Source organism: Pelotomaculum terephthalicicum JT, from assembly GCF_022410535.1.
Lineage (GTDB): Bacteria > Bacillota > Desulfotomaculia > Desulfotomaculales > Pelotomaculaceae > Pelotomaculum_D > Pelotomaculum_D terephthalicicum.
Genome location: NZ_JAKNBL010000001.1, coordinates 143,278 through 161,709, shown reverse-complemented (window position 1 = coordinate 161,709; position 18,432 = coordinate 143,278). Strand labels below are relative to the sequence as shown.

Below are 18,432 nucleotides of genomic sequence, written 5' to 3'. Positions count from 1 at the left end.
AAAGGAGCTGTTTCAAAAGTCGCTTTAGTGGATTAAAGTGGGCATAAAACACCTCGTTCCACTATGCAAGTGGAGCGAGGTGTTAGAATTAATAGCTATTTTAACATGTTCAGTAAGGGCTGATTTTCAAAAATATGACTTTTAAAACAGGCCCTTGGTTGGTTAATCATCATTGTCGTCGACTTCATAGACGTTATTATCTATTGGAGGAGCGTCTATTTGCATCAAGATTAGTTGACCACCGGGATAGGTACCATCATTAGTCACCTTGTAATCATCATGGTTATGGGCAGGATAAAATTGTGGAAAGAAATTGTCCTCCCCTTGTGTTCCAGCACAAATATTTAAATAATTGACCACATTAGGTGTTGGACAATTGACAGGTTCCGTAGGAATGTCAAAGATCGGAGAGCGGTCGACAAGCTCCGGATGGGTGATGGCAAAATTCTGCAGTTCCACCATTTGCGAGCAAAGAGACGGAAAACCGTCCTGGCCTTTAATGATATATTTTTGGTATTGAGGACGCTTATCATCGGCAACTAGAAGCAGGTCATAAGATTCACCGGAACCGATAGCGACAGTAAAGTTTTCATTCTTTATTCCATGCAATTCATGAATATTATCGCAATCCTCCTCTGCAAACAAGGCGGCAATCTTCAGAAATGGACTGGGGTGAGTATCCTTGCCAACGACTGTGAAGTGCCAACCATGAATATGCCATGGAACAACCTGATAGCCCAGGTTCATCATTCTAAGAAGAAATTTGTCACCTGTTTTTACGTGAACGTAAGATTCATAATTTATTTGAGTAAGATTAGGATTGGCTGTTGGTGGTGCAGTCAGTGGATGCGGTAATAAGGTATCTGGGAAAGCACGGCCGTTAACCAGCCAGAAGTTTGGTTTATAATTTACGGCGTTAAAATTCGGGTCATTTGTCAGGACCGCAGTATGCCATGTCTCGTCGATATCGGACAAGAGCATTACCCATTCGCTGTCGAAATACGTATTAATGTCATCGTAAGCAAAGTTCCGATTCGTGGCACTCCTTGGAATTTGAGGCTGTCTTTCCCCATGGAGGAGCCAATCACCTTTTCTGTTTTGCCTAATGCCTGCCATCCTTAGACTTTTTACGGACGGATAAATTATTAGGGCACCATACATACCCATTTGAACGTGTTCAGAAGCTTCAATATGGCAGTGATAAAAATAGGTTCCAGGATGATCCGGCTCAAAGTAATACGTAGCTACCGGCGGAGCATAATCCGGAACCTGTTCTGGAGGCAGCATACTCCATATAGGAACGCCAAAAGAAGTCTCTGGGAAACCATCCAACTGGGTAGCCACGTGGGCTCCATGCATATGAACAGTGTGGAAATCCAAAAGGTCAGGGCGTTCATTCATACCCAAATTAATTAACGTTACATAGATTCGGTCTTGCACTTCGCCCCAAATTAATGGAGACGGAATGGTGGCAGTACCTTTCATCGCTTGTAAAGCCGGCCAGTTATCTGAGTTTTGCCAATTAAGAACCGGATTTATGACCTTGTTGTCAACTTTATAAAGCCCTCCAACGAAACCAAAAACATAAACTTTTCGGCGAGTATCTGTACAGACATCCGGTTCAAGCGGAAGTTCAACAAAACCGTCTGTTGCCAGCAGCACATAATGTCTTATAGCCAACGCATATTCACTCCTTTTATGCATTACCATGATATCCTAATACTATATTTTATGTTAATAAATAAAAATTGTTCTTGAACCTATACAGCATAACAGGAGTAATAAGTCCTCATGTTCTTAGTTGTAAAATTTCTACACACTAAACCTCGAATTTTTTCATCAGCTCGATAAACACTTTTTTCCTGTAATTTGGAATATATCTTGAATTGGTTTGAAGATATTATATAGAGACAGACCGAGGGTATTTGGGAAGGGGTATATCCTCTCCTGCCGTCCGCAAAGGTGGGTCAACCAGACCACAAAGGGGTCACTCCCTGCGCAAGACTTGAGAAAGCCCGTACAGGGTATGTGGAATGGTGATAGTAATTTGCCGTTCCAGTAGTTGGCATACTCCCTGTATCCCTTGAAGATGAAACCGACGTGGTGCTCCATGGGGAGTATGTAGGCCGGGAGTTGCTTCACACCATGCCGGTACGCTTTCTCAAGGCGATGATGGCCGTCAATAAGGCTGTAGCCCCGTGCCAACTCGATGTATTCATCATTAGGGCCGTTCTCTTTACGCCAATCAGATACGGCAACACAGACTTGCAGCAACTCATTCTTGTGTTTAGCCACACAGCATCTTACCATATTTCGGGCAGAAAGGGCATGCCTTAGAATGAATTCATGTGCATAGCACAAATTCATTCTAAGGAGGTCGTCATCTAGCTCTTTTCCTGTAAAATCCAAACATTAGTATCGTAGCGATTAACGCCATTGCCGAACCGAAGTAAAAAGGAGCTCGATTGTCAACCTTGTCATATAATACACCAGCTATAACGCTTGCAGGAAGCAGCGTAATACCGATAAGTGAATTGTATATACCAAGACCCGTACCTCTCTTTCCTTTATCTATAATATCTGTAACCAATGCTTTCTGCACACCATCTGTTGCTGCACTATAAAGTCCATATAATGCAAAAAGCAGAATTATTACCACCTTATCGTTTGTCCTTCCAAACCCGAAGTATATGATAGAATAAAGTAAATATCCGAAGATAATAAGTCTTTCGCGGCCAATTCTATCGGAAAGCATACCAGCAGGGATAGCAAAAATTACCGAGACAGAATTGAATATCAGGTATACAAGAGGCAAAAATAAGGCTTGTATACCGATGTCACTGGCTTTTACTAACAGTAGGGCATCAGTTGAGTTGCCCAGGGTAAATATGAACGCAATCCCCAGGAAAATATAGTATCTGATTGGAAATTCCTTAAGCTTAATTTCCCCAAGAAATTCAGCTTTGCTCTTCTTAGCCTCCCTGACAAAAAGAATTATAACAAGTAATCCCATTATGCCCGGTACTGCTGAAAACAGGAATACCTTGCGATAATCACCCGGAAACACTGCCAAGACTGCTACGGCCAGTAGCGGTCCCATTATTGCTCCGCTGTTGTCCATAGCTTTATGAAAGCCAAAACCTCTACCTTTATTACACTCACTTGATGATCCGGCTATAAGGCTGTCTCTGGGTGCAGTTCTTATTCCCTTTCCAACCCTCTCGGCAAATCTGATTGTTAGAACCTGCAAGGGCGAAGTTACTATTGAAAATAATGGAGATAAAAGAGCTGTAATTGCATAGCCTATAACCATAAAAGGTTTGTTTTTACCGATTTTATCACTCCACCAGCCTGACAAAGCCTTAAGAATCGACGCTGTACTCTCTGCAACACCCTCAATAAGAGAGAGCTCTATCTTTGATGCTCCTATAGATAGCAAAAAAAGCGGCATAATAGCATAGATCATTTTTGTTGTTGTATCAGTTAAAAAGCTGGTTATACCTGTAAAAAATATGTTCCATTCAAGGCCTAAAATCATTTTCTGCTTTTCCTTGTCGACACTCACATCTATTCCCCCTATAAGTGCCATTTTAATACTATTTTGGACGCCGCGATCAGAATAGTTCTTTAAATTCACGATCATACTTTGCCTGTCTCATTTGAATGCCTCCCGTTAATAATTATAGGGGCATTCCTAATGTCTATCAAACCTGGGCAAGGTCAAATGGAAGGACAGGCCGTAGCGCGTGCTAAAGGAAAGCATATGGGCAGGCCAAAGTGTAAGGTACCATCGAATTTCCAGGAGATATGCAAAGAGCGGAGGGAAGGAAAAATGACCGCTATGGAAGCCATGCGTAGATGGGGATGAAGAAGACGAGCTTTTATAAGGCTGTGAAGGGTAAAGCATAGCTTTAAGAGGTACAATGGCTTGACTCCGGTGTCCAGGTGATGGTCAAGCGTAGCAGCATGGACGTGACTTTATCGATTTATAGTAAAGTATATTTAATGTTAAGAATGTTCAATGATACTTAAATCTTTCATGGGAAAGTGACGTACATTTTTAGTAACTAAAGTAAGTGAATAATCGACAGCGGTTGCAGCGATAAGGGCATCGGATATGCTAAGGGTAATCCCCTTTTTTTGAAAATCCCGCTTGTACAGACCGGCCCTTTTTGCTGTCCTATAATCGATGGCACAGTAATTCATGGCTTCAAAAAATACTTCAACCTTAGACATTTCTTGAGGGCGGACACCCGAAAATATTTCTGACACCACTATGGGGCATACAAAGAGAGAGCCTTCTTGTGATAATTTGTCAAGAAAAACAATAGCCTCCTGCCGGCCCCGAAACAAATCTATGAGGATGGTAGTGTCCAAAAGAAAGCCGTTACTCTCCAAAGAGCTCTCTCCTCCTGGTTTCAGATTCCTCTCTCAGTTTTCTTACCCAGTTAGAAATGTCTTCCGTGGTTTTAAATTCAGGATAGTTTTTATCGTTAAAAACACCTGCCACGTTATGTATAGCTTTTCTTTGTTTTACTCTGTTTAACTCTTTTCGTGTGGCATCAACGATAAATTTACTTCTATTGCCATTGCCAATATATTTTTCCAAATCGGCTAAAAGAATGGTGGGGAATCTAATAGGTGTCATTTTTGTATTTTCCATTTTTATCACCTCGTATATACATAATTAATTATTAGTATATACACAGCTTGATTCTTTTGCAAGACTACTGTTTATATTTTTTGTAACTGCCTTTGTAACTACCTTAATGATAGAATAATACTCCTCTGGTTTACGCATTATTAATATAGGGTGGTAGCATGAGGATTTGTATTATTGGTGCGGGTATATCTGGGTTATCCTGTGCCCTGACGTTGGAAAAATACGGCATTATTCCCGACATATATGAGCAGTATCCGAAAACAAGTGCGAAACAGCCTTTTACTTTGAGGAAATCTTGGGATTTTGACGGAGTTCGTGGCCGGTTTGTTTTAAAGTTGGTATTTTTATGTTATTATAAGGCTGTTAAGTGGCAAGAGGGCTTAGAAAATTAGGATATTGGTTAGGGGAGAGAGTGTGCACTACCAATATAATCCTTACATATGGCCACTGATAGTATCTGCCTGCGCCTCAATGTCCCTGGGAATATTTGCGCTGCCAAGGCGCCGGGACGTTAAAGGCGCTAAAAGCTTTATGCGCAGTATGTTTGTGGTAACGATATGGTCCGCAGGAAATACCCTGGAAATGGCGAGCCTCGATTTTTCCACCAAACTTTTCTGGGCCAATATGCAGTATTTTGCCTACTGTTATTCCCCTGTAACCTTGCTGGCCTTATGCATGGAATTTACCGGTTATGACCGGTGGGTTAAAAATAAAAAAGTATTATGGTTCGCAGTTCTGCCGACAATCATCATTCTGCTGGTATGGACAGACCCGTTGCATGGTTTGATCAGGTATGATATGCATATGGATTACAGCGGTTCATTTCCGGTCATTGCTAAAAAATACGGCCCGTTATTTTTTATTCACGCGCTGTACTCTCATTTTTTGAATATTTTCGCCTGGATACTGCTTGTCAGGGCAGTCTTTTTTAAGAGTACCGTTTATAGAAAACAGGCCGCCGCCCTGCTTTTGGGGATAAGTTTGATCATAATCCCGAATATACTTTACATTTCAGGCCGGAGCCCGGTGCAAAGGTTCGATCTGACGCCAGTGTTCTTTGGGCCGGCCGGTCTGATTGTGGCCTGGGCTATTTTCCGCTACAAGCTGTTTGATGTCGTTCCGGTAGCCCGGGCTACCGTGATTGAGACAATGAATGCCGGAGTTATGGTCTTAGATTTGCGGAACCGGGTCTTGGATACCAATCCCGCTTTTGCCGAAATGGTCGGGATGAGTGCTTCGGCGGCCTCAACCAGGCAGGTAGAGGAAGTTTGCAAAAAAATCCCTGAACTGCTTTATATCTGCACAGAAAAAAATGTTGCACCGAGCGAGTTCTCCGGAAGTGTAAACGGACATTCGAAGGTTTATGAGGCCTGGCTTTCTCCGCTTACTGATAACAGGGGAGTATTGATCGGCCGGCTTGTGGTTGCCTATGACATAACAGAGAAAAAGCTGGCTCAACAGGAGTACCTGAAACAGCAGTGGAAGCTTGCCGTCACCGAGGAGAGGGAACGGCTGGCCAGGGATCTGCACGACAATTTAGGTCAGGTGCTGGGCTTCATCAATTTTCAGGCCGAGGGCATCAGGCAAGAGCTCCTGAACGCGGAGGTAGAGATTGCCGCGACTGAACTCGGCAAATTGGTTGAGGTTACCCAAGCGGCACATAATGAGATCAGGAAATATATCCGCCAGGCCAGGAACGCGGAGTCTATAGATGAGAATTTTGTTGCGGCTCTCTCCAAAGATATATCCGGTTTTGAGAAACAGACCGGGCTCAGGGTAAAACTGAATATTCCTTTTGGCTTTACAGGGGAAGGGCTTAAACCGCAGGTCCGTATTAATGTATTGAACATTGTGAAAGAAGCCTTGAATAATGTCAGGAAGCATGCCGGCGCCGGCAAGGTAAAGGTGTCCTTTGCCCTCGCGCGGGAGCAGTTATGCGCTGCCGTAGAGGACGACGGCAAGGGCTTTGATATCCAAAAACCTGTTAAAGATATGAGGAACAAATTCGGTTTAAATATCATGCGGGAGCGGGCTTTGGAAATCGGCGCGCAGCTCGAGATCAAATCAATTGAAGGGAAAGGAAGCCGGATTGCTTTGTGTGTACCGGTGGGTGAGGGGGAAAGCGGAAATGCCGGGGAAAGTGATGCTGGTAGATGATCACGCTTTATTCATGGAAGGTCTTCAATACCTGCTTAAAACGCATGGGGTCAATGTTGTCGGTGCCGTGAAAAATGGCAGGGACGCCCTGGCCCAGGCCCGGCGGCTGAAGCCGGATATTATTTTAATGGATATTAGAATGCCTGAGTGCAGCGGGTTGGATGTGTTAAAGCTGATCAAGGCCGAAATGCCGGATATCAGGATCGTTATGCTGACGACCTCCGATGAGAATGAGGACCTTTTTGACGCGATCAAGTATGGGGCTTCCGGCTATCTTTTGAAAAACACCAGCGCCAAAGAGCTTGTGAATATGCTGTTCGATTTGAAAAAAGGAGGGGTTCCTTTATCTCCCGGCCTTGCTGTCAGGCTTTTAAAAGAATTCAGCCGCAGCGCCCCCTCTGCTGATAATTTTTCTCAGCAGACGATTGGGGACACCCAGAAAAGGCGGCTCACCGAACGGCAGTTGAAGGTGCTGGAAATGGTAGCCGGGGGAATGACCTATAAAGAAACGGGTGGGGCTCTAGGTCTCACTGAACGGACCATAAAGTATCATATGGGCAGAATCATCGAACTGTTGCAACTGGAAAACCGGGCCCAGGTGATTGCCTATGCGGCCCAGATGGGGCTTATCGAGGGTAAGTAAATATAAATAGAATATACCGATTATCCTACAGGCAAAAAAGTACAGTCTCTAATTTTCAGAGACTGTACTTTTTTGCCTGTAGGACTGTACTTTAGTCCATTGTAACTAAGAAGTAATTGCCAATAAAATAAAAAAGAGTCGAAATCACTACTTTTAAAGAAATACATCGCAAAGATTTTAGAGATTTTGTAATGTAATGCCGCACGCGGCGTATTAACAGATAAGGAGCCTTATGAAATGAATCCGATGCATAACGTAGCTTTGCCGAACGAGCAGGATCTGGTGGACCGATCCGTGCACGATCCGGCTGCCTTTGCGGATGTTTACGACTATTACCTTCCCCGCATATACAAGTATATCCGCTACCGCATCGGCGACCCGCATGAAGCCGAAGATCTGACCAGCAAGGTCTTTGAGCTTGTCGTGGCCAAAATTGGGAGTTACCAAAAGGACAAGGCGCCTTTCAGCCGCTGGATATTTGCCATTGCCCACAACAAGCTGACCGACTACATACGCGCACAGAAGAGAAACCGGTTAGTGTCGATTGAACTTATGGACCAGATCGCGTGTGCCGGCGATAGCCCGGTGGACACCCTGATCCGCAGGGAAAAGCTGGACAAGCTGCTGAAGGCCATGACAAAGCTCGGCGGCCGGGAGAGGGATCTCATCAGCCTTAAATTCGCCGCGGGCCTGACCAATGGAACAATATCGGAAATCACCGGCCTGACTAAGAGCAATGTGGCTGTAATTATATACAGGGCCGTGAAAAGGTTGAGGTCCGAGTTGAGCGCCGAGGGGTGGGATTAAATAATGAATGAGCAAGAACTTGCCGAACGTTTCAGCCTCGACGCGGACAGGATCATTCGGAATCCGTCGGAAGAGATAATCCCTGCCGGGCCGGTGCCGGAAGAATATATAAAGGACCTTGATTTGGCCAGATTCATGGTGTCGGCGGTCCTGACCGGCCAGTGCGGAATACGGGAGGAACTCCGGCGATCCTTGCTGGACAGGCTGGCCGGCCGCGCCGGAGGGCTTGGGGACAGCGGTGAGCTGGATGATGATCAGCTGGATATGGTAGCGGCCGGAATCGGCAGCGAGGCACAGGGCGATAGCGCCGCGGTATTCGGCTGCCGCCGGAGCGCATCTGACATAAAGGGCAGCATCTGCCCGGACTGCGGGCGGCCCAGGGGCTTGCACCCGAAAGGATGAATCGATGAAAAAAATCGTTTTTATGGCGTTTGTACTGGTCCTGCTTTTGCCGGTCCTGGCCACAGGCTGCCTGGGGACAAAAAACAAGGGGGACATCGCCATAGGCGTGGCTTGGCCTTTTGCGTCCAACAACAGCATGTTCAGAGAGGGAGTTGAGCTGGCCGCCAAGGAGATTAACCAGGGCGGCGGCATCAAAGGCCGTAATATTAAATTGGTGATGAAGGACGATGAGGCCTCGGTGGCGGCAGGAATGGCCGTGGCTCAGTCATTTGCCGGGGAGCGGCAGGTGGCGGCGGTAATCGGGCACAGGAATTCCTTTGTTTCCATTCCCGCCTCCAGAATATACGAAGAAGCGGGACTTGTTATGCTTTCCCCGGCTTCCACCGCGCCGGAACTGACCAGCAAGGGTTACCGGTTTGTATTCCGCAGTCTGCCCAGCGATGATGAAATAGCCAAAAAGATGGCTGCTTTTTGTTCTCAGCAGGGTCATAAACGGATGGTTATTTATTACTCCGAGGATTCTTACGGGATGGGCCTGGCTAATTCATTCGAAGACCAGGCCAAAGAAGCCGGCCTAAAAGTGGTTGACCGTATTTCATACTACGGCGACCTGAAAGATCTGGAAAGGCTGCGCAATAAGTGGCAGGCGCTGGACTACGACGGCATATTTATTGCCGCCGCCATGCCGGCGGGCGCTGAATTCATAGCCGACGGGGGCCGGGTGGGTATCTCCGTCCCGTATTACGCGGGCAACGCCATGGACTCTCCCCAGTTATATGAGATAGGCGGCAAGGCGGCGGAGGGAACCGTGGTGGGCACTATTTTTAATCCGGACGAGAACCGGGAGGAAGTAAGAAAGTTTGTGGAAGCTTTTACCAAAGAATACAATGAGCCGCCCGGCGCATATGCCGCCCAGGGCTACGATGCCGTTAAGCTGCTGGCGGCGGCCATCGGGCAGGCCGGTGACGCGGATGCCGCGGCCCTGGCCGCTTCTCTGCGGGAATTGAAAAATTGGCCGGGAGTGTCCGGCTATCATTCCTTCGACCAGTACGGCAATGACGTGGGAGATCTTGTGGTGATCAAGGTCCTGCGGGACGGAGAGCTTCAGTTATAAAAAAGCGGCTGACAGCCTGAACCCGGGGGTAATAATGTTCAAGGTCAGGACAACCTGTTTTATCCTTCTCGCCGTCTTCTGCCTGGCGGCTGTCTCCGTGGCGGGGTGCGGCCAAACCGCTCCCGGGGACGGCCCAAAAAATCTCAGGGACACTGAAGAGGTTTCCGCGAAAACGGCTGTGCAGCCGCCGGCCGTTAAAAATTTGACTGAGCGTGAACTTTCGTTGCTGCCGCCGGACATCAGGCGCATTAAAGAAAAGGGCAGGCTCACGGTGGCCATGTTCCGGCAGGACCGGCCCCCCTTTTTTTATAACGACGACAGCGGGCGGTTGGCGGGAATCGATGCCGCGCTGGCCCGGGACATAGCCCGGTGGCTGGAGGTGGACGTGGTTTTTGACCGCCAGGCCGGGTCCTTCGACGAGGTTGTCGACCGGGTGGCTTCCGGCCAGGCCGATTTAGCCGTTTCTAAATTGAGCGTAACGCTTTCACGTGCCCAAAAAGTCCGCTATACCCAGCCCTATACGGTTTTCAAGCAGGCCTTGCTGGTAAACCGCATGGCCCTGGCGGCTTTGGAAGCAAAGCACCCGGACGGGGAGCCGCTGGACCTGATTATTAATGCCGCGCAGAAAATAGGGGTGCGTGAGAACACTTCATACGTGGAGTATGGCAGGAATCTATTCCCGCATGCTGAAATCATATCCTTCACTGAGTTGGAGGAGCTAATTGCAGCCGTACAGGAAGGAACAGTGCCGGCGGCTTTTTACGACGAGTTTGAGCTAAGAAACGCGATTGATAAAAATCCAAGTCTTTCTATTTACGCCAAGCTGTTTGTGATCAAGGACCGCGTCGATCCCATCGCCATGGCGGTGGCGCCGGAGGACGGGCAACTCCTGGCCTGGCTAAACCTGTACCTGGATATTATGAAACAGGATCTGCAAATTGACCAGCAACTGGCCGAATACAGCGGAGGGGCCAAATGAGGCAGCCAGATGGAAAGAGGTCCGGGATCAGTTGGGATTGCCTGAAAAACCCATGGGTGATTATACTCGGCATGGCTTCCGGCATTATGACCGGGCTGTTTAACAAAGACATGGCTCTCAAAGCAGCCCCCCTGGGTGATGCCTACCTGTCTTTTTTAAGCATGTGCGTTATTCCCATCATGATCACGGCTGTCATTACCAGTTTCGGCCGGCTGTTCAGGGCCAGGGAAGTAAGTTTCCTTTTAAGACGCATAATTGTTGTTTTCCTGCTGGGATTGCTGATCACCAGCTTCGTCGGTATCTTCGCGGCGGTTGCCGGCAAGCCCGGCCGGCTGGAACACCAGTCCCAGGACAGGCTGGGGAAGGTGCTGATGCAGTATGAGAGGGACAATTCCGGTGAAAACGACGGTGAAAAGGATTCCTTCGGGCTCGACGAATTCTTGAAAATGATCATTCCGGCCAATATTTTCAATGCCCTTTACGAGGGGAAAAACCTGCAGATCCTGTTTTTTTCCATTATCTTGGGGCTGACGCTGGGAATATTGCCCTCGGAAAAAGCCGGTTATCTGCTGGACATCACTGAGGTGATTTTTAAAGCCTTTGAAAAGATTATTGTACTGGCTATGTATGTTCTCCCCCTGGGGCTGTTCTGCATGCTGGCCGGCCAGATCGCCCAGGCCGGCGTTGAGATTCTTAAGGCCATGACCAAATTTGTGGTGATTATCCATGTTACCGGTCTTGCCCTGGTTTTGCTGGGGTCCGCGGTGATTTCCAGAGCCGCCGGGAAGCCGTTTCTACAGACATTCAGGGACCTTAGGGAACCTCTCATCATAGCCTTCGGCACTTGCAGCAGCTATGCCGCCATGCCGTCGGTGTTCAGCAAACTGAGGGATAATTTCGGACTGAACCAAAACCTGATCAAGCTGGTGGTGCCGCTGAGCATTGTCATCTGCCGGTTCAGCATGGTGGTGGTCTTCACCATCGGCGCGGTATTCATGGCCCAGCTTTACGATATGCAGGCCGGCTTTAGCCAATACTTTTTCATATTGCTTGTTTCAGTATTGGCCGCCGTGGCCGGCGCGGGAGCGCCCGGCGTGGTGGCCCTTTCCATGATTGCCATTGTCCTGACCCCCCTGGGTCTGCCTGCCGGGGCGGCTATTGTGCTGCTGCTGGCCGTAAACGCCATCATCGACCCAATGCTTACCATTATCAATATTCATTTAACCTGTGCCGCTACCATTTTAATAGCGCGGGAAAGACAGGGGACAAGGAGAACGCCGGTTGCGGGGTCAATGTAAAACCCCGGTGTTTTGAGAGGAGGTTCGCGGTTGAGCGGAGGAATTTTTCGCAAGGTGTCGCTGGAGAGGCTTTCGTCTCCGGAGCAGCTCGACCAGCTGTTTTCGGTAACCACTCCGCGGGCATGGTATGCCCTGATCGCTATTGGCTGTATCCTGGCCACGTCCCTCTTATGGGGCATCCTGGGCAGAGTGCCGCTCAAGGTTAACGGGCAGGGCATTATTATTAAGAGTTTCGGAATGTACAATATAGCTCATCCCGCGGGCGGGCAGATTTCTGATTTAAGAGTTTCGGTGGGTGATGTAGTGAAAAGGGGCGACGTGGTGGCAAGGATCGAGCAGCCTGATCTGGTTACGCAGATCAACGACCTGAAGGCCGGGCTTGAGCGTCTGAAAAAGCTTGAAGTATCAGATGCCAACCCGAACGAAGGAGACCTGGGGTCGGACCTGTCCGATCTGTACGACTTGATTAGAAGAATTAAAGAGGCCAGGTCGTCTTTGCCGTACGAAGAGGCCAACTATAAAAGCGCGGTATCGGGAAGACAATATGAAATAGAGAGCGCTAAGATCAGCCTGGAGCAGGCCCGGGTCAACGAAAAAAATAAGCAGGACTATGTAGATAAGCTTGACAATCTGTATAAAAACGGCGCGGTTACCGAAATTGAGTTGACTAATGCCAGAAAGGACCTGGAGCTGGCCCGCCTGGAGGTCCGGACGGCGGAGGAGGAGCTGGCCAAGCTGTCGGCTGGAGAGTGGCAGGAAACTATCATTACCTATAAAGAAAAACTGCAGCAGGCGCAGCTTAACGTGCAGCTCCTGGAGGAGCAGTTCGTCACCACAAAGGCGATGAAGATAGTTGAAACCGAAAAGAAAATCAGTCAACTGCAGGACGACCTCAATTTGAAGACGGAAGTTGTTTCGCGGGTCGACGGCCGGGTACTGGAGGTACAGGCCAGGAAAGGAGACATGATTGCGCCGGGGGCGAATCTGGTCAGCCTGGAGCGTATGGGAAATACGATTAATTTGGAAGTGGTTCTTTATGTTAAGGCCGAAGAGGGCAAAAATATCAAGCCGGGCATGGAGGCCCAGATCAGCCCCAGCACGGTTAAAAAGGAAGAATACGGATTTATGCTGGGCAGGGTGGTTTCGGTTTCCGAATACCCCGCCACCGCCCAGGGAATGATGACTTCCCTGGGAAGCCGGGAACTTGTGTCCAGGCTGTCCGAAGAGGGCTCCCCGCTGGAGGTGCATATTGACGTAATTACAGACGAGAGCACCGTGAGCGGCTATAAGTGGTCTTCATCAAAGGGGCCGCCGCTGAAAATAAACAGCGGCACATTTTGTGCCGGTACAGTGTCAGTAAGTGAGCGGCGGCCGATCAGCATGGTGGTACCAATGGCTAAGAAAGCCCTCTCAATTTACTGATTGGCTGGCGGACGGGGGTATTGGTGATGAAGGAAAAACGGCAACAACGGGTCAAGGTGCCCACCGTGCTGCAGATGGAGGCGGTGGAGTGCGGGGTTGCTTCCCTGGCCATGATCCTGGCGTACTGGGGGAGATACATACCTCTTGAAGAGCTTCGCCTGGACTGCGGGGTTTCCCGCGACGGCAGCAAGGCCAGCAACGTGCTGAAGGCGGCCAGAAAATACGGGCTGGAAGCAAAGGGGTACCGGCAAGAGCCCGATTCCGTAAAAAAAATGGAGTTTCCCCTGATCATTCACTGGAATTTCAATCACTTTCTGGTGCTGGAGGGGTTTCAAAACGGGAAGGTGTTTCTTAACGATCCCGCAATGGGGCCAAGAACAGTTTCGGAAGAGGAATTCGACCAGTCCTTTACCGGGGTGGTAATGGCCTTCAACCCTGGTCCGGATTTCATAAAAGGCGGAGAAAAGCCCAGTATGGTAACCGCCTTAAAGAAAAGGCTGAAGGGGTCGGAAATCGCCCTTACCTACGTTATCCTGGTTGGGCTGGCTCTGGTTATGCCCGGCCTGCTTATTCCGGTGTTTTCCAAAATATTCGTTGATGACATATTGCTGGCCAACAGGCAAACCTGGCTGGTCCCCCTCCTGCTGGGCATGAGCCTGACAGGTCTGCTGCGGGGGATTCTGACCTGGATGCAAAAATATTACCTCTTAAAGCTTCAGACCAAAATTGCCCTGACCACCTCGGGGCAGTTTCTATGGCATGTGCTCCGCCTGCCGGTGGAGTTCTTCAGCCAGCGTTATGCGGGCGATATCAGCTCCCGCATGCAGAGCAACGACAAAGTGGCCATGCTGCTGTCCGGCCAGTTGGCCACTAATGCCCTTAACCTGATCATGATTGTTTTTTACTTCGTCCTGATGGTTCAGTACAGCCTGCCGCTGTCGCTGGTGGGGGTGGCCGTGGCCATTGTTAACATACTCTACCTGAGATATGTGTCGGCAAAGAGGGTGGACCTGAACCGGAAGCTCCAGCAGGACCGCGGAAAGATTATCGGCGCGGCCATGTCGGGACTGCAGGTTATTGAAACCCTGAAAGCCACCGGGTCTGAATCAGATTTTTTCGCCAAGTGGTCGGGGTACCAGGCCAAGGCGTTAAACGCGGAACAGCAGATGGGTGTTACCAACCAGTACCTTTCGGCCATTCCTGTATTCCTGTCCGCTTTGACCAACGCAGTGGTTCTGATTATAGGCGGCTTCATAATTTTAAACGGGGGATTGACCATAGGCGGACTGGTGGCCTTTCAAAGCCTGATGGCCAGCTTTATGACGCCTGTTATCGGACTGGTGGGATTGGGCGTGCAATTACAGGAGATGAATGCTGATATGTGCCGCCTGGACGATGTGCTGAAATACCCGGTTGATGAGCAGGCCCGGGCAGATATTCAAGAAGATACTCCGGATGGGACCTACCGGAAGCTTGCCGGATATGTCGAGCTTCGGAAGGTAAGCTTTGGCTACAGCCCGCTGGAGCCGCCCCTGATAGAAGACTTTAACCTGCTGTTAAAGCCGGGGCAGAGGGTGGCCCTGGTGGGGGGGTCGGGCAGCGGCAAGTCCACAGTGGCCAAAATGATCACAGGCTTGTTTAAACCGTGGTCCGGGGCGATATTATTCGACGGGCAGGCCAGGCAAGATATCCCCCGGGTGGTGCTTACCAGTTCACTGGCCATGGTTGACCAGGACATTTCCATGTTTCAGGGAACAATCCGGGACAATATTACCCTTTGGGACGAAACCATTGCTGAGCTTGACCTTGTCCGTGCGGCAAAGGACGCCTGCATTCACGATGATATTACCTGCAGGCCGGGCGGCTACGACAGCATGCTGAGCGAAGGGGGAAGCAATTTTAGCGGCGGGCAGAGGCAGAGGCTGGAAATCGCCCGCGCCCTGGCCGGCAACCCGTCCATCCTGGTAATGGATGAGGCCACCAGCGCCCTGGACCCCCTGACCGAGAAACTGGTGGACGAGAGCATCAGGCGCAGGGGCTGCACCTGTGTGATTGTGGCCCACCGCCTCAGCACCATCCGGGATTGCGATGAAATTATAGTCTTGGACAGAGGGAAAATTGTGCAGCGCGGCAGCCACGAAGAGCTGATGCAAACAGGCGGATATTATGCCGAGCTCATCAGTACAGCCTAGGAGACTGTTGAAGGGGGGAAGTGATCCTGTGACCGTACCGGAAGTGTTTCAAAAAGAAGGAAAGGCAATTGCGGTGGAGGGAAACAAGCCCTTTCTAATGACCGATCCAGGGTATTTATGGATGGTAGAGCGTGGAAAGGTGACCGTGTTTACCGTCTTTGCTTCTGGCGGTGAGGCGGTTGGCGCGAGGGACTTTCTTTTTGAAGCGGGGCCGGGAGATATACTTTTGGGTGTCAGGCCCGAGGGCGATGAGCAAGCATTGTGCCTGATGGCGACAGGTCTTACCGGCACTAATATGCTGCAACTGAGCTGGGCAAGGTTTTTGGAGGCCGCTGCCCACCCGGACCAAAGGGATGTTTTTATAAGCGCCGTCAGCCGCTGGGCCGGGTCCCTTGCTGAAAGTACCGCTGCAGCCATGCCGTCCGGCATTGTGTGGTCCGGCGGGATGTTTTGGGTCGGAGAGACCGGTGCTGAAGGATCCCTGACGGGCCTTGCCGAATTTCACAGCCGCGCCGTCAGGGCGGCCCTGGACCGCCGCCGGGAAAGGGAGCGGGCGGATAATCGGCGCTTTCACGACAAGTCTAAGAATGACCGGCGTTTGATGGAAAGTGCCCTGCGCCGGCTGCTGGCCGCAGTGCAGCCGGGAATAGCGGCTCCGGTCGGGGAGGAATTTTCCGGCGATGACCTCCTTGACGCCTGCCGGCTGGTAGGTCATTCGTTGAAACTAAAAATAGTGCCGCCTCCGCAGGACAGAAAGGAATCTTCAAAGGACCCGCTGGGGGATATAGCCTACGCGTCTCGCGTACGGCTGCGCAAGGTGCTTTTAAAAGAGGAGTGGTGGAAGCAGGACAACGGCCCCCTGCTGGCTTACCTGGAGGACGACAGCCGGCCGGTGGCGCTGATTCCCCTGTCACCGGGACTGTACGAGATCCATGATCCGGCCCGTCAAATAAAGGTCCGGGTCGATTTTGAGACAGCCCGCCAGGTTAAGCCCTTTGCCTTCACCTTCTACCGCCCTTTTCCGGATAAGGCCATGAAGCTGTCCGACGTTCTGGTATTCGGACGGGAAAACTGCTGGCGGCAGGACTTTGCAATGGTGTCCTTAATGGGGATTTTGGGCGGACTGCTGGGCATAGTCGTGCCTGTCGCCACGGGAATAGTGTTTGATACCGTTATTCCCGGGGGAGAAAAGGTCCAGCTCATACATGTCGCCTTTTTCCTGGCAGCCAGCGCCGTTGCCGCAATGTTTTTTCAGCTGATCAGGTCTTTTGCCATGCAGCGCATATTGGGAAAAATGGACGGTTCCATTCAGGCTGCGATCTGGGACCGGGTCCTGAGCCTGCCGGTGCCTTTTTTCAGAGATTACACTTCCGGGGAGCTGGCCATGCGGGCCATGGCCATTACCCAGATCCGGACAATTGTGTCGGAAACCATGGTAGCGACAATTCTCACCAGCATATTTTCGTTCTTTAACTTAATCCTTCTTTTTTACTATAATGTTAAGCTGGCCGTCCTGGCCGTCTGTTTACTGGCTTTGGCAATTGCCGTTACGTACTCTTTAGGGCGTATCATGACCGGGTATGAGCGGCAGGTGGTTGATATCTCAAACAGAATCTCCGGATTGGTTTTGCAGTTTTTCGGGGGAGTGGCCAAATTTCGCGTGGCCGGCGCCGAAAGCAGGGCTTTTTACCAATGGTCCGGGGAATTCAGCCGGCAGAGGAAAATTACCTTCAATAAAGAGATTATCGGCAGTTGGTTGGAGACATTCAATGCAGTTTTTCCGGTGGTCGCTTCCATGGTTATATTTTATAACGTGGCCGCTTCCACAGCCAGCACCTTGGCCCCCGGTCAATTCATCGCTTTTAATGCGGCGTTCACCAGCTTTTTTGTGGCCATGATTGAGTTGTCGCAAATACTGGTGGAGATATTCAGGGTGGTTCCCCTCTTTGAGCGGGCCGGTCCCATATTGGAGGCAATGCCGGAGTACGACGAAGCGAAGGTCGATCCGGGTGAACTTTCCGGTTCCATTGAGGTCAGCCACCTTAATTTCCGCTACAAGGAGGACGGCCCGCTGATCCTCAACGACGTGTCCCTGCATATAAAAGAGGGGGAATACGTCGGGCTGGTGGGGACCTCGGGCAGCGGCAAGTCCACCCTTTTCAGGGTTGTGCTGGGTTTTGAAAAACCTGAAGCGGGCCGGATATACTACAGCGGGCATGACATTGAGAAAGTGGACATACGCGAACTGCGCCGGCAGCTGGGAGTTGTTCTCCAGAACGGGAAGCTTCTGGCGGGGGATATATTCACCAATATAGTGGGGTCCAATCCCAACTTGACCATTGATGACGCCTGGGAAACGGCAAAAATGGTCGGGCTGGACAGAGACATAAAAGAGATGCCCATGGGCATGCACACCATCCTCAGCGAGGGGGCGACCACCCTGTCCGGCGGCCAGCGGCAGCGGCTGCTGATCGCCCGCGCCATTGTCAACAGGCCTAAAATAATATATTTTGACGAGGCTACCAGCGCCCTGGACAACAAGACTCAGGCCATAGTCAGCCAGAGTCTGGACGAGCTGAAGGCTACCAGAGTCGTAATTGCCCACCGATTGAGCACCATTGTCAATTGTGACCGGATCATCGTCATGGATAAAGGGAGAATTATTGAAGACGGGCCATATGAAGAGTTAATGAATATGAACGGAGTGTTTGCCGATCTGGCCAGGCGGCAGCTGGCGTAAGTCGGCCGTTGACAG

The 18,432-nt window shown here is 50.1% G+C and carries 17 protein-coding genes; 12 read left to right on the top strand and 5 right to left on the bottom strand.

Translation table 11 applies throughout. The annotated features are described in order from the left end of the window. Window positions 1-162: 162 nt before the first annotated feature. The 3 genes from L9W92_RS00765 to L9W92_RS00755 all read right to left on the bottom strand — a co-directional run bounded on the left by L9W92_RS00765 (window position 163) and on the right by L9W92_RS00755 (window position 3,565). Complete coding sequence (locus L9W92_RS00765; protein WP_240081855.1) at window positions 163-1,680, bottom strand: multicopper oxidase domain-containing protein; 1,518 nt, start codon at window positions 1,678-1,680, stop codon at window positions 163-165. A gap of 159 nt (window positions 1,681-1,839) precedes the next feature. Beyond that, window positions 1,840-2,295 (bottom strand): ParB/RepB/Spo0J family partition protein, encoded by a 456-nt coding sequence (locus L9W92_RS00760; protein WP_240081854.1) that lies wholly within the window; start codon window positions 2,293-2,295, stop codon window positions 1,840-1,842. 85 nt (window positions 2,296-2,380) lie between these two features. Continuing rightward, window positions 2,381-3,565 carry an MFS transporter gene (locus tag L9W92_RS00755; RefSeq protein WP_502687922.1) on the bottom strand — a complete coding sequence of 395 codons (1,185 nt, stop codon included), beginning with the start codon at window positions 3,563-3,565 and terminating at the stop codon, window positions 2,381-2,383. A 132-nt stretch (window positions 3,566-3,697) separates the two neighbouring features. Between L9W92_RS00755 and L9W92_RS00750 the strand changes: the two genes are divergently transcribed. Next, window positions 3,698-3,868, top strand: a complete 171-nt coding sequence (locus tag L9W92_RS00750; protein WP_240081853.1) for a hypothetical protein — start codon at window positions 3,698-3,700, stop codon at window positions 3,866-3,868. A gap of 140 nt (window positions 3,869-4,008) precedes the next feature. Here L9W92_RS00750 and L9W92_RS00745 read toward each other — a convergent pair whose 3' ends face one another. Together L9W92_RS00745 and L9W92_RS00740 are read right to left on the bottom strand one after the other, a co-directional pair. Continuing rightward, window positions 4,009-4,398, bottom strand: a complete 390-nt coding sequence (locus tag L9W92_RS00745; protein WP_240081852.1) for a type II toxin-antitoxin system VapC family toxin — start codon at window positions 4,396-4,398, stop codon at window positions 4,009-4,011. Beyond that, window positions 4,388-4,663 carry a YlcI/YnfO family protein gene (locus L9W92_RS00740; protein WP_240081851.1) on the bottom strand — a complete coding sequence of 92 codons (276 nt, stop codon included), beginning with the start codon at window positions 4,661-4,663 and terminating at the stop codon, window positions 4,388-4,390. Before L9W92_RS00740 ends, L9W92_RS00745 begins: the two co-directional genes overlap by 11 nt. A gap of 158 nt (window positions 4,664-4,821) precedes the next feature. On the opposite strand from L9W92_RS00740, the gene L9W92_RS19255 reads away from it, so the two are divergent. The 11 genes from L9W92_RS19255 to L9W92_RS00685 all read left to right on the top strand — a co-directional run bounded on the left by L9W92_RS19255 (window position 4,822) and on the right by L9W92_RS00685 (window position 18,417). Then, window positions 4,822-5,055 (top strand): NAD(P)-binding protein, encoded by a 234-nt coding sequence (locus tag L9W92_RS19255; protein WP_376741764.1) that lies wholly within the window; start codon window positions 4,822-4,824, stop codon window positions 5,053-5,055. 22 nt (window positions 5,056-5,077) lie between these two features. Further along, complete coding sequence (locus L9W92_RS00730) at window positions 5,078-6,820, top strand: histidine kinase N-terminal 7TM domain-containing protein (protein WP_312038043.1); 1,743 nt, start codon at window positions 5,078-5,080, stop codon at window positions 6,818-6,820. Next, the gene (locus L9W92_RS00725; protein ID WP_240081849.1) at window positions 6,792-7,463 is read left to right on the top strand and encodes a response regulator transcription factor; all 672 of its coding nucleotides are present in this window, start codon (window positions 6,792-6,794) and stop codon (window positions 7,461-7,463) included. The genes L9W92_RS00730 and L9W92_RS00725 overlap by 29 nt, the downstream gene beginning before the upstream one ends. A 237-nt stretch (window positions 7,464-7,700) precedes the next feature. Further along, the gene (locus L9W92_RS00720; RefSeq protein ID WP_240081848.1) at window positions 7,701-8,270 is read left to right on the top strand and encodes a sigma-70 family RNA polymerase sigma factor; all 570 of its coding nucleotides are present in this window, start codon (window positions 7,701-7,703) and stop codon (window positions 8,268-8,270) included. Between the two features lie 3 nt (window positions 8,271-8,273). Beyond that, window positions 8,274-8,672 carry a hypothetical protein gene (locus L9W92_RS00715; protein WP_240081847.1) on the top strand — a complete coding sequence of 133 codons (399 nt, stop codon included), beginning with the start codon at window positions 8,274-8,276 and terminating at the stop codon, window positions 8,670-8,672. Between the two features lie 4 nt (window positions 8,673-8,676). Then, window positions 8,677-9,786 (top strand): ABC transporter substrate-binding protein, encoded by a 1,110-nt coding sequence (locus L9W92_RS00710; RefSeq protein ID WP_240081846.1) that lies wholly within the window; start codon window positions 8,677-8,679, stop codon window positions 9,784-9,786. Between the two features lie 34 nt (window positions 9,787-9,820). Further along, window positions 9,821-10,765: an ABC transporter substrate-binding protein gene (locus L9W92_RS00705; protein ID WP_240081845.1), complete on the top strand. Its 945-nt coding sequence runs from the start codon at window positions 9,821-9,823 to the stop codon at window positions 10,763-10,765. Next, window positions 10,762-12,063 (top strand): dicarboxylate/amino acid:cation symporter, encoded by a 1,302-nt coding sequence (locus L9W92_RS00700; RefSeq protein WP_240081844.1) that lies wholly within the window; start codon window positions 10,762-10,764, stop codon window positions 12,061-12,063. The genes L9W92_RS00705 and L9W92_RS00700 overlap by 4 nt, the downstream gene beginning before the upstream one ends. A gap of 30 nt (window positions 12,064-12,093) precedes the next feature. Continuing rightward, entirely contained in the window at window positions 12,094-13,485 is a 1,392-nt protein-coding gene (locus L9W92_RS00695) for an NHLP bacteriocin system secretion protein (RefSeq protein ID WP_240081843.1), read from the top strand. Between the two features lie 26 nt (window positions 13,486-13,511). Further along, window positions 13,512-15,677 (top strand): NHLP family bacteriocin export ABC transporter peptidase/permease/ATPase subunit, encoded by a 2,166-nt coding sequence (locus L9W92_RS00690; protein WP_240081842.1) that lies wholly within the window; start codon window positions 13,512-13,514, stop codon window positions 15,675-15,677. A 28-nt stretch (window positions 15,678-15,705) separates the two neighbouring features. Continuing rightward, window positions 15,706-18,417: an NHLP bacteriocin export ABC transporter permease/ATPase subunit gene (locus L9W92_RS00685; RefSeq protein ID WP_312038042.1), complete on the top strand. Its 2,712-nt coding sequence runs from the start codon at window positions 15,706-15,708 to the stop codon at window positions 18,415-18,417. The last annotated feature ends 15 nt before the right edge of the window (window positions 18,418-18,432 follow it).